At 38.0% G+C, this 12,579-nt stretch carries 9 protein-coding genes; all 9 read right to left on the bottom strand.

Translation table 11 applies throughout. The annotated features are described in order from the left end of the window. Nucleotides 1-122: 122 nt before the first annotated feature. Nucleotides 123-641: a spermidine N1-acetyltransferase gene (gene speG / locus GL301_RS00045; protein ID WP_003725621.1), complete on the bottom strand. Its 519-nt coding sequence runs from the start codon at nucleotides 639-641 to the stop codon at nucleotides 123-125. A gap of 15 nt (nucleotides 642-656) precedes the next feature. Beyond that, on the bottom strand, nucleotides 657-2,171 hold the full coding sequence (gene cls / locus GL301_RS00040; RefSeq protein ID WP_003733350.1) for a cardiolipin synthase: 1,515 nt from the start codon (nucleotides 2,169-2,171) through the stop codon (nucleotides 657-659). Nucleotides 2,172-2,304: 133 nt separating this feature from the next. Beyond that, nucleotides 2,305-4,833, bottom strand: coding sequence for a DNA gyrase subunit A (gyrA, locus tag GL301_RS00035; RefSeq protein WP_003725619.1), 2,529 nt, complete (start codon nucleotides 4,831-4,833; stop codon nucleotides 2,305-2,307). Nucleotides 4,834-4,927: 94 nt separating this feature from the next. Beyond that, a complete protein-coding gene (gyrB, locus tag GL301_RS00030; RefSeq protein ID WP_003723769.1) occupies nucleotides 4,928-6,868 on the bottom strand; it encodes a DNA topoisomerase (ATP-hydrolyzing) subunit B in 1,941 nt (646 codons plus the stop codon). Between the two features lie 48 nt (nucleotides 6,869-6,916). Further along, nucleotides 6,917-8,029, bottom strand: coding sequence for a DNA replication/repair protein RecF (gene recF, locus GL301_RS00025; protein ID WP_003723768.1), 1,113 nt, complete (start codon nucleotides 8,027-8,029; stop codon nucleotides 6,917-6,919). A gap of 3 nt (nucleotides 8,030-8,032) precedes the next feature. Continuing rightward, a complete protein-coding gene (yaaA, locus tag GL301_RS00020; protein WP_010958651.1) occupies nucleotides 8,033-8,254 on the bottom strand; it encodes a S4 domain-containing protein YaaA in 222 nt (73 codons plus the stop codon). 179 nt (nucleotides 8,255-8,433) lie between these two features. Further along, complete coding sequence (locus GL301_RS00015; protein ID WP_003725617.1) at nucleotides 8,434-9,777, bottom strand: MATE family efflux transporter; 1,344 nt, start codon at nucleotides 9,775-9,777, stop codon at nucleotides 8,434-8,436. 107 nt (nucleotides 9,778-9,884) lie between these two features. Beyond that, on the bottom strand, nucleotides 9,885-11,030 hold the full coding sequence (gene dnaN / locus GL301_RS00010) for a DNA polymerase III subunit beta (protein ID WP_003725616.1): 1,146 nt from the start codon (nucleotides 11,028-11,030) through the stop codon (nucleotides 9,885-9,887). Between the two features lie 193 nt (nucleotides 11,031-11,223). Next, entirely contained in the window at nucleotides 11,224-12,579 is a 1,356-nt protein-coding gene (gene dnaA, locus GL301_RS00005) for a chromosomal replication initiator protein DnaA (RefSeq protein WP_003727573.1), read from the bottom strand.

The following is a 12,579-nucleotide window of genomic DNA, read 5'->3' as shown; positions in this document are numbered from 1 at the left end:
CATCAAAATAGTACAAACTTTAATACTTCATGATACCATAATTTTTTCACTAAAACCTTATTATAGAACTTTTTTTGACCCAAAACAATGATTGGCGCAACTTTTCCCGCGCCAATCACCTTTTAAATATCCATTTCTTGATATTGATGTTGGAAAATACACATTCTAATAGCATCATGATAAGTTCCATCAACGAAAAACTCATCAATTAGTTCGCCTTCACGAATAAAACCAACTTTTTCATAGACATGAATAGCTTTTTCATTTACTTTATCAACAACTAAATATAGTTTATGCAGATTTAGTACGTGAAAAGCATATTTCATTGCGAGTTTTGTGGCAGAAACAGCGTAACCGTGTCCCTGAAACTTAGGATCAATAATAATTTGAAATTCGGCTCTTCTGTGAATATAATCAATTTCCATTAACTCAACTAATCCAACCATTTGGCCATCTAATTCTAAAATAAAACGGCGTTCTGACTGATCGTGAATGTGCTTATCATATAGCTCCTGAAGCTCGACGAACGCCTCATATGGCTCTTCAAACCAATAAGACATTATTTTCGCGTCATTATTTAACCGGTGAACAAATTTTAAATCTTCTCGTTCAAGCGGTCTAAGTTTTAAATCTCCACTCATTTTTCCACTCCTAAATTATAAAATTGGTGATAGTAAACTAGATAGAACTTCTTTTATACGAGTCAATAATGGTTTGTTTTCCATATCTTTCATCGTAAACAGTCGGCTATCTTCAAAATCTTTCTCAAAATCACGTTTTAAATGATGCATAGCCTCGCTTTCATCATATAAGAATACCATTAATTCATGATTCAATCTAAAACTACGCACGTCAAAATTGGCAGTACCTATAGCTGCACGCGTCCCGTCCACTAGCATTGCCTTCGCATGAACAAAAGAATCATCGGCATAAGCATACATTTTCGCGCCTGCTTCAATCATTGTTTTCACATACGCATTACTTCCGTGGAATGAAATCCCGCGATCACCTTTGCCTGGAATAATAACTCGCACGTCAACACCGCTCATCGCAACCCGGCGAATAACTGCAAGCGACTCCTCATCTGGAACAAAGTAAGGCGACACAATCCAAACAGATTCTTTAGCGGAATCAATTAAATCAAGCATCGAATCGCGAACCCATTTTTCTTTATCATATGGTCCGCCGTAAATCACTTGCGCCCATTCGTCACCCACATCAACTGGTGAAAAATATTGTTGTAATCCAGCTTCACTAATAAATTGATCTGCAGCACCTGCTTGGTTTTCCATATAGACCCAATCATTTAGAAAAGATTCTTGAAGTTCGATAACAGCTTGGCCTGTGATTTTAATATGTGTATCGCGCCAAACACGGAAATCTGGTGTATTAGAACGATATTCTTCACCTATATTAAGCCCACCTGTAAAGCCAATTTGGCCATCAATCACGACTATTTTACGGTGATTTCGCAAGTTGGCAGTCCTTACAATCCATGGGGATGTGATTGGATCAAACGCATGAATACTAACTCCAGCTTCTTTTAGAGGCGCTAAAAATGCCTTATGAAGTTTGCTTGAACCAAGTCCATCAAACATAAATCTAACTTCAACGCCGGATTTCGCCTTTTCTACCAAAATATCACGAATCTTTGTAGAAATTTCATCCGTTTTGAAAATATAGTATTGAATATGAATGTGGTTTTCAGCCTTTCTAAGCGCGTCTAAGAGCACTGGAAAAGTTTCTTCGCCATTTGTTAATATTTCGATTTTATTCCCCTTAATTGGCTCTATGGACGTTAAATGCGCAATTCTTTTAGATAGTCGTGGTAATTTTTCATTAGTGTTGTTTGGAATTGCGTGAATCGCATTAATTAATTTAGCTTTTTCCATTACTTGAGCTGTGCTGAATTTTCTAGTTGCTGGATTTCTACCAAACACAAGGTAACTAATCGTTCCAAGTACAGGTAAAATGAAAATAACCGCAATCCAGGCGACTTTTGAGCTAGTATTCCGTTGATCAAAGAGTAGTAGCCGAATCACAATAATTAATCCGCATAATTGGATAAGTCCACTTGTTACTAAGAATAATATAGCTGCTTGATTGATTAAAAAGTATTCCACTAAAAATAAAACTACTGCTATAAACAGAAATTGAATCAGTTTGCGCATTTGTTCAACTCTTCCCTTTTTAAGACGTATTAAGGATATTATACATAAATTATAGCCAAAAAGCGCTTTTTATACTGGAAAAAAGCTGGAAAATCGTTCTAATTCGCAAATTAGAGTCATCTCCAGCTTGATTTTATTCTTCTATATCGCTTCCAGGAGCATCTTCAAAACTTTCATCAGGAACTTGTGTGATTAATGTTTCATCGATTTCTTCCTCAAGCTCAACTTCATCTTCTTCTTTTGGCACTTTTGCAACAGTAGCTACTTTTTCATCTTCATCAAGACGAATTAGTTTGACACCCATTGCGCTACGACCTGTTTGTGATACTGTATCAATTTCGAAACGAATTAATACGCCACTTACTGTCATTAGCATTAAGTCTTCTTCACCAGTCACTGTTTTCATTGCGACTAAGTTACCATTTTTCTCTGTGATTGTAACGGTTTTAACACCCATACCACCGCGATTACGAAGCGGGTACTGGGAAGCCGGTGTTTGTTTACCGTATCCTTTTTCCGTTACAACGAGAACTTTTTCATCATCCTCAAGGACTTCCATACCGATAACTTCATCGTCTTCACGAAGTCTAATACCACGAACACCAGCAGCTGTACGGCCCATTACGCGGATATTTTCTTCTGGGAAGTAGATAGATTGTCCATGTTTCGTTGCGATAATCATGTTTTTGCTACCATCTGTCATCTGAACAGAGATTAGTTCATCGTTTTCGCGAAGTTCAACTGCACGAAGACCACTTTGACGAATTTTCGCAAATTGAGAAAGGGTTGTACGCTTCACGACACCGTGTTTAGTAGTAAAGAATAGGTAGCTATCATCAGTGAATTCGGATAGATTTATCACGGCATTCACTTGTTCTTGGCTTTCGATTCCAAGTAAGTTGATGATTGGGATACCTTTGGCGGTACGACCGTATTCAGGTACTTCATAACCTTTCGAACGGTAAACTTTACCTGTGTTAGTGAAGAATAGTAACGTATCATGCGTGCTCGTTGCAACAAGATGTTCTACGAAATCATCTTCATGAGTAGACATACCTTGGATACCACGACCACCACGACGTTGGCTACGATAAGTTGATAATGGTAAACGTTTAATATAGCCACGTTTAGTTAGTGTAATCGCCACTTCTTCTTCAGGGATTAAGTCTTCATCTTCAAGGCTTACTAAATCACCAGCCAAGATTTCTGTACGACGTTTATCCGCGTATTTAACTTTGATTTCTTCTAATTCTTCACGAATAATTTCAAGAATACGCTCATCATCAGCTAAAATGGCTTTTAAATCATTAATTAATGCCACTAAGTTTTGGTATTCTTCTTCAATTTTTTCGCGTTCCAAACCTGTTAAACGTTGCAAACGCATGTCTAAAATGGCTTGCGCTTGTTTGTCCGAAAGGTTGAATTGTGTCATCAAGCCTTCTTTAGCAACATCGGAAGTTTTTGATCCACGAATTAATTTAATAATCGCGTCAATATTATCTAGTGCAATTCGTAAACCTTCTAAAATGTGAGCGCGCGCTTCTGCTTTACGAAGCTCAAATTCCGTACGGCGACGAATAACTACTTTTTGATGCTCTAAATAATGATAAAGAATTTCTTTTAAATTAAGTACTTTTGGATGATTGTCGACAAGTGCGAGCATATTAATACCAAAAGTAGTTTGAAGTGCTGTCATTTTGAATAAATTATTCACGATAACACTTGCACTAATATCACGACGAACTTCAATAACAATGCGCATTCCAGAACGGTCAGATTCATCGTTTAGGGAAGTGATACCGTCGATTTTCTTCTCACGAGCTAGTTCGGCAATACGCTCAACTAGGCGCGCTTTATTTACTTGGTAAGGAATTTCGGTAATAACGATTGTTTCTTTACCATTTTTCTTTTCTTCAATATCGACACGACCACGAACAGTAATCGAACCACGGCCACTTTCGTAAGCGCGACGGATTCCGCTACGCCCCATAATCATCCCAGCAGTAGGGAAGTCAGGGCCAGGGATATATTCCATTAAATCACGAATAGTAATATCCGGATCATGACTAAGCGCTAAAACGCCGTCGATAACTTCACCAAGATGGTGGGTAGGAATGTTTGTTGCCATACCAACCGCAATACCTGACGAACCATTGACAAGTAAGTTAGGGAAACGCGCTGGTAAAATGACTGGCTCACGTTCAGAACCATCGTAGTTATCAGCATAATCAATTGTATCTTTATTAATATCGCGAAGAAGTTCCATCGAAATTTTTGACATACGTGCTTCTGTATAACGCATCGCTGCCGCCATATCGCCATCGACCGAACCAAAGTTACCATGTCCATCAACTAGCATATTACGGTAACTAAAATCTTGCGCCATCCGAACCATTGTAAAATAAACCGCTGTATCGCCGTGGGGGTGATACTTACCGATTACTTCACCAACGATACGAGCTGATTTTTTATAGGCCTTATCAGAAGTCATACCTAAGTCATTCATCGCATATAGAATACGACGATGAACTGGTTTTAATCCGTCACGAACGTCTGGTAGGGCACGGGCAACAATTACACTCATCGCATAGTCCAGGAATGATGTCCGCATTTCTTTATTTAAGTTTATCTCTGTTATTCGTTGATTTGGTGTTTCTGCCATTGTTAGAGAAACCTCCCTTTCAAAAGTAAGGCTGAATCTAGTTCAAACCTTTTAAAAACAATTAATAACCCAATTATTACCCGGGAAATATTTATTAAACATCCAAGTTTTTAACGTATTGCGCGTTGTCTTCGATGAATTTACGACGAGGTTCCACGCGGTCACCCATCAACATTTCAAAAGTTTCATCGGCATCAATAGCGTCTTTGATATTGACTTGAAGTAGTGTACGGTGTTCCGGATTCATGGTTGTATCCCAAAGTTGTTCTGGGTTCATTTCTCCAAGACCTTTATATCGTTGAATGCTGTATTTAGTGTCTCCGTCAAGGGAAGCTAGATAGTCTTCTAACTGTCCGTCGCTATATACATATTCTATTTGTTTACCGTGCTTAATTTGATAAAGCGGTGGTTGTGCAATATAGATATAACCAGCATCAAGCAGTGGGCGCATATAACGATAAAATAGCGTAAGAAGTAGTGTACGAATATGTGCACCATCAACATCGGCATCAGTCATAATAATTAATTTGTGGTAACGAGATTTAGAAACATCGAAATCTCCACCAAAACCAGTTCCCATAGCCGTAAAAATAGTTCGAATTTCTTCGTTAGCTAAAATTCGGTCTAAACGCGCTTTCTCCACGTTCAAAATTTTACCACGAATCGGCAAAATAGCTTGGAATAGACGGTCACGACCTTGTTTAGCTGAACCACCAGCTGAGTCACCCTCAACGATGTAAAGTTCGCTGATTTCAGGGTTACGGGAAGAACAGTCAGCTAGTTTACCTGGCAAGCTAGAAATTTCTAACCCACTGCTTTTACGAGCAACTTCACGCGCGCGCTTAGCAGCCAGACGTGCACGAGAAGCTACAACGCCCTTCTCAACGATTTTTTTAGCAACATCTGGGTTTTCCATCATAAATTTATTTAAAGCCTCAGAAAACAGCTTATCCGTGATTGAACGAGCTTCTGAATTTCCAAGTTTTGTTTTTGTTTGTCCTTCAAACTGTGGATCTGGGTGTTTGATGGAAATGATTGCTGTTAAACCTTCACGAACATCTTCACCGGAAAGGTTATCATCACTATCTTTGAACAATTTATTACGACGCGCGTAGTCATTAATAACACGTGTTAACGCCGTTTTAAATCCAGATTCGTGAGTCCCGCCTTCATACGTATGAATGTTATTTGCGAATGAAATGATATTGCTTGAGAATCCAGTATTATATTGCATGGAAATCTCAACCATAATGTCATCGCGTTCACCTTCCAAATAAATTGGTGGCTCATGGATAACGTCTTTTGCTTTATTTAAATGCTCCACGTAAGAACGAATTCCGCCTTCATAGTGGAAATCTTTACGAACTTTGTGTTCTTCGCGCTTGTCTTCAATTGAAATCGTTAAACCACGATTCAAGAAAGCAAGTTCGCGCGTACGAGTACGAAGTGTATCAAAATCAAATTCCGTTGTTTCTGTGAAAATTTGTGGATCTGGCGTAAAGTGAACAATTGTTCCACGGTAATCCGTTTCGCCTTGTTCTTCCATATCCATTACTACATCACCACGTTCAAAGCGTTGGTAATATTTTTGACCTTCACGGTGAACGTATACCTCAAGAGATGTGGAAAGGGCATTAACTACCGATGCACCAACTCCGTGAAGTCCGCCAGATACTTTATATCCGCCGCCGCCAAATTTACCACCAGCATGTAGAACGGTAAAGATAACTTCTACTGTTGGACGACCAATTTTTTCGTTAATCCCAGTAGGAATTCCACGTCCGTTATCACGAACAGTAATGCTGTTATCAGCTTCGATTGTAATTTCAATTTCTGTACAAAAACCAGCAAGTGCTTCATCAATTGCGTTATCAACAATTTCCCATACCAGGTGATGGAGTCCGCGTTGACTAGTTGAACCAATGTACATACCAGGTCTTTTTCTTACTGCCTCTAGACCTTCCAGTACTTGTATTTGATCTTCGTTATAATCTGAAGCATTTTCTTGTACATTTGTAATATTTTCTTCTGACATTAATTATTCCACCGCACTTTCTTTTTCATCAAATTATATTAACCTAGATTAGGATTTTTTTACCGTACCTTTTTCTACATAGAAAGTTGTTGCTTGTTTGAGCGTTTCATGGTCGATCCCGCTCGTACTTGTTGTCGTTACAAAGGTTTGTACTTTTCCTTCAATAGCTCCGAGCAAATGCGATTGACGATAATCATCGAGTTCACTAAGCACATCATCGAGAAGAAGAACCGGATATTCGCCAGTTTCTTCATGGATTAGGTCAATTTCTGCTAATTTTATAGAAAGTGCCGTTGTCCGTTGCTGACCTTGCGAACCAAAATCTTGCACATTTTGCCCATTAATATAAAACAGAGAATCATCCCGATGTGGTCCAATAAGCGTGACACCACGGTCGATTTCTCTTTGTTTGATTGATTCCATTTTTTGGAGCAAATCTGCTTTCCACACTTCGGGATCGTCCCCATTTAGCGTGATGGAAGCTTTATACTCAATTTTCAGCGTCTCAAGTCCTCGGGAAATTTGGTGATGAATTGGCGCCGCATATGCCTCTAGTTTTTGAATGAAATCAGCTCGTCTTTTCGTCAAATTAATGGCGACATCTGCGAACTGTTCAGTCAAAATGTCGAGTAATATTGGATCTACTTTTCGTTTCATTTGCAACATCTTCAAATATTGGTTCCGTTGTTGCAATATTCGTTGGTATTCACTTAGATTATGCAAATAAATCGGCTGCATTTGTCCAATTTCCATATTCAAAAACCGACGTCTAATTCCTGGAGCGCCCTTCACAAGCGATAAATCTTCTGGGGCAAAAATAACCACATTCAAGTTACCGACATATTGGCTAAGTTTCTTTTGTTCCAAATGATTTACTTTAGCTCGCTTACCTTTTTGGGTGATAGCAAGCTCTAAAGGCACTGATTGTCCGTGCTTTGCTATTCGCCCTTCCATCTTGGCTTCTTCTTTTTCCCACATAATAAAATCTTTATCATTCGTTGTCCGATGTGACTTTGCAAGTGCAAGCATCAATACGGCTTCTAAAAGGTTGGTTTTACCTTGTGCATTCTCACCAAGAAAAACATTAACAGATGGGGAAAATTCTAGTTCTAAGTTTTCGTAATTCCGGAAATTTCTTAAAACAATACTTTCTAAATGCATCTGTTATTTTCCTTGCTCAATTTTCACTTTTCCAACACCGGGAACCAAGATAACATCGCCATTACGAAGCTTTTTCCCCCGGCGATTGTCTTGCTCTCCGTTGATGTAAATCGTATTTTCACTAAGGTACGCTTTCGCCATTCCACCAGTTGAAACTACATCAATCATTTGTAAAAGTTGACCAAGCGTTACGAACTCGCTATTAATCTTTACTGTTTCAGCCAAAAATTTCACGCCCAATCTTTTTTTATCACTACCTTCTATTTTACTAAAGTTTTGCCAATAATACAAAGAATATTTTCATATATTCGTTTTTCAGCTTTTTTTAGCAAAACTAATGGGGGGATATTATTTATTAAAAAAAAGAAAATATGAGCTTCTCTGGCGTTTTTTTACTAAAATGGTTATTTTCGCCTAATAACTGCCTTTTTTTGCCATGCTCCTGATTTATATCTCCAAACGCCGAGCATCGTAGCTGTAATCCACGCAACTGGTGTAGCCCACCAAAGCCCTATGTAACCAATATAAAGCGATAAAACAAATCCGATAACCAGTCTCGAAACTAACTCAAAAATCCCCATAGCTAAAGGAACCATCGCATCTCCGGTGCCTCTGAGTGTTTCTCGAACAACAAATAAAACTCCCACTACGACATAAAATAAAGAGACAATAAGTAAATAACTTACACCGATATTAATAACTTCCGTCTCACTAGAATCAACAAATAGTAATAAAAACTCCCGAGCGAAAAGTTGAACTAAAATCGTTATTCCAATGCTGATAGCTGTAACTACTTTAATTCCCGACCAAAAACCTTCGCGAACGCGGTCAATTTTCCCAGCACCGATGTTCTGACCAGCAAACATCGAAGAAGCTGCTCCAAAAGCAATTCCTGGTTGATATGTAAGTGAATCAATTCGACTCGCCGCCGTATATGCCGCAACGACCGATGAACCAAATCCATTTATTAAACTTTGAAGAGCCATGTTTCCGATAGAAATAAAGGATCCTTGTAATCCAGAAGGTAGTCCAATGCGCACCATTTCTTTAAGTAGTGGGGTGGAAAGCTTGAATTTTGCGCGCTCTATCCGCATAAATGGTACGTGGCGATAAGCATAGTAAATAACGGCAATTGCTGCAGCTGTTTGAGAAAGAACTGTCGCAATAGCAGCCCCGCGAACGCCCATATCCATATATACGACAAATAAAAAATCAAGTGCAATATTCATTAAGGACGATAAAATTAAAAAAATCAGCGGTGTAATCGAATTTCCAAGCGCCCGAAGTATCGCGGCCATTCCGTTATACAGACTCATCGGTAAAATCCCAATAAAAAGAGTGGTTAAAAAGATAGTAGAATCATCCAAAATATTCGCTGGAGTTCTAAGTAAAATTAGCAATGGCTTTGCTAGCAAAACTCCTGCAACAGTTAAAATAATCGCCGAAAAAACCACCGCATAAGTCGCCGTTGCAATAACATCTTTCAAACGATCAAAATCTTTAAACCCAAAATACTGCGCTACTACGACAGAAATCCCGCTCATAAGTCCAATAATCAAAGAAATCATAAAAAAATTGACCGAATTTGTCGCTCCAACAGCAGCCAGCGCATCTACACTGACAAATTTCCCAACAATAACAGCATCAATCATCGTATAAAATTGCTGAAACAAGTTTCCAATCAACATCGGCATCGCGAATAAAAAAATTAATTTTGTCGGATTACCTGTTGTCATATCTTTCATCATGCTAAGAATTACCTCCGTTTGCATAAATATACATTTCTATCCAAAAACTGTACTATAACAAAAAAAGAATCCGCCTTGAAACCAAGACGGATGTGCTTTTTGCGAGATTAGTAAGTTCTAACCGGCGTGATTAATTGTAAAATTTCATTTGGATTGGCTGCATCTTTTGGTCGAAGTACGAATGGTCTCATTGTACCGGAGAAGGAAATTTGAATATCATCACCTTCAAAAGCACGTAGGGCATCCATCATGTATTTACCGTTAAAAGATATTTTGATCTCTTCGCCAGTAAAACTTTGGCTGAAGACATTTTCAGAAACATTCCCAACTTCTGGAGAATTGGATGATACTTCTACTTGGCCATTTTCTAGCGTCATTAATTTAATAACGTTATTACGATTTTCGCGAGCAAGTAGGGACGCACGGTCAATTGCTTGTAAAAATGCTTTGGAATTAATGACTAATTCTGATTTAGTATCAGTTGGAATTAATCGAGATGTATCTGGATAACTACCTTCAAGTAAACGAGAATAAAATAATAAATCTTTTAATTTAAAAAGAATTTGGTTGTTGGCAAGGGTCATTTCAATAGATTCGCTTGCATCATCTAAAAGTTTATTTAATTCAGATAAACTTTTTCCAGGAATAACAATGTTGTATTCTTCATCAATGTCTGTTTCAAGAGGTATTTCACGTAAAGCTAGACGATGACTATCGGTTGCAACTGCGCTTAGTTTATTTTCTTTGATAATCCAGTTTACACCAGTAAGTACTGGACGAACTTCAATCGCAGACACAGCAAAAACAGTTTGTCTAACAATATTTTTAAGTACATTAATTGGAATTTTAATTGTTTTTCCGTCTGTTACTTCAGGTAATTTAGGATATTCCATTGGATCTAAGCCATTTAATGTAAAGGATGCTTGGCCAGAACTAATGTTGGTTTGGTAGTTAGAAGTCACTTCAATTTCTACATTTTCTTCTGGTAAACGACGAACAATATCGCCAAAGTATTTTGATTGAAGTACAATTCCACCAAAACTCTCCACTTCTACAATTACTTCATCATTTTCAATTAATGGAATAAATGCTTCGATTGAAATATCGGAATCACTACCAGTTAGTGTTACACCTTCATCATTTACGACTATTTTTATCCCCGTTAAAATTGGAATCGTTGTTCTTGCAGAGATGGCACGAGTAACTTCATTGACTGCTTGGACAAGACGATCACGCTCAATAACAAATTTCATGAGTATCCCCCATTTTTTTATATTTTGTAAAACCTCAAAAACCTTTAATTAATTAATAAAAAATCGTAGTAATAGTAATAGGCGCTGTGGATTTGTGGATAAGTAGGTTATAAGCCATGCGACATAAAGTTTTCCACATGTTGATAACTTGTGGGTAAGTATGTTTCAGTTATCCACATTGTACACAGGTCTATTAAAACATATTTTGTGCTTTTCTTAAATTTTTTTCAATTTCGGCAAGGTCATTTTTCAACACTTGATCGGTTTTTAGTAGTTGCGATATTTTTTCATGTGCATGGATGACGGTTGTATGATCTCGACCACCAAATTCATCACCGATTTTTGGTAATGAGGCATCTGTAAGCTCTCTTGAAAGATACATAGCGATTTGGCGCGGGAATGCGATACTTTTCGTCCGTTTTTTTGCTTTAAAATCTTCTAAACGAACATGGAAATATTCACCGACTGCTTCTTGAATACCACTAATTGTAATAACTTGTGATTTAGAAGAGGGGATAATATCTTTTAGTGCTTCTGCTGCAAGACCAGCTGTTATATCTTTATTAACGAGGGAAGAATAAGCAACTACTCGGATGAGTGCGCCTTCTAGCTCGCGAATATTCGAATCAATTTGGTTTGCGATGTAAAGCATGACTTCATTTGGAATATCTAATCCGTCTGCTTTTGCTTTTTTACGTAAAATGGCGATCCGTGTTTCTAAGTCTGGTGGCGTAATATCAGTAATTAGGCCCCATTCAAAGCGGGATCTCAGTCGATCTTCCAATGTTGGAATTTCTTTCGGTGGTCGGTCACTGGAAATAATAATTTGCTTTTGTTCATCATAAAGTGTGTTAAATGTATGGAAAAATTCCTCTTGTGTTCCTTCTTTACCTGCTAAAAATTGAATATCATCAATAAGTAAGACATCCACATTCCGGTATTTTGTACGGAATTCTTCGGTTTTATTATCACGAATAGAGCTAATAAACTCATTGGTGAATTTTTCGCTGGAAAGGTACATTACTTTCGCATTATCTTTATGTTGTTGAACATAGTGGCCAACTGCGTGCATTAAATGTGTTTTACCGAGGCCAACTCCTCCATAAATGAAGAGTGGATTATATGCTTTCGCTGGTGCTTCGGCTACTGCAAGTGATGCTGCGTGGGCAAATCTGTTCCCTGAACCAATGACAAAAGTATCAAAAACATAACGCGGATTAAGCATATGTTTTCCAATTTCAATGCCATCTTCATCTAACGCTGGATTTGGTTTAATCACAGTGTATTCAAAGTTTTCTTCCTGCTCGCCATCAATAAAGCGGACATCAAATAAGCGACCAGTTATTTCTTGCAAAATGTTAGCGATAAATTGCGTGTAACTCTTCTCTAACCAATCGCGAACAAAATTATTGGGCGCTGAAATAATAAACGTGTTACCTTCAAGTGAATGAGCGGTTGTTGATTTCATCCATGTGTCGTAACTAGGTTTACTCATATTTTTTTTAACGATTTGCAGTGTTTCCTGCCAGATGTCTTCAATTGATTGCAC

Source organism: Listeria sp. LM90SB2 (genome assembly GCF_028867355.1).
GTDB classification, from domain to species: domain Bacteria; phylum Bacillota; class Bacilli; order Lactobacillales; family Listeriaceae; genus Listeria; species Listeria monocytogenes_B.
Note: the sequence above shows the minus strand (reverse complement) of the source record. Positions and strands in the feature narration are given on the sequence as shown.

Excerpts from the sequence above, each read along its gene's own strand:
- speG (WP_003725621.1), bottom strand. The coding sequence starts at position 641 with ATGAGTGGAGATTTAAAACTTAGACCGCTTGAACGAGAAGATTTAAAA.
- cls (WP_003733350.1), bottom strand. The coding sequence starts at position 2,171 with ATGCGCAAACTGATTCAATTTCTGTTTATAGCAGTAGTTTTATTTTTA.
- gyrA (WP_003725619.1), bottom strand. The coding sequence starts at position 4,833 with ATGGCAGAAACACCAAATCAACGAATAACAGAGATAAACTTAAATAAA.
- gyrB (WP_003723769.1), bottom strand. The coding sequence starts at position 6,868 with ATGTCAGAAGAAAATATTACAAATGTACAAGAAAATGCTTCAGATTAT.
- recF (WP_003723768.1), bottom strand. The coding sequence starts at position 8,029 with ATGCATTTAGAAAGTATTGTTTTAAGAAATTTCCGGAATTACGAAAAC.
- GL301_RS00015 (WP_003725617.1), bottom strand. The coding sequence starts at position 9,777 with ATGATGAAAGATATGACAACAGGTAATCCGACAAAATTAATTTTTTTA.
- dnaN (WP_003725616.1), bottom strand. The coding sequence starts at position 11,030 with ATGAAATTTGTTATTGAGCGTGATCGTCTTGTCCAAGCAGTCAATGAA.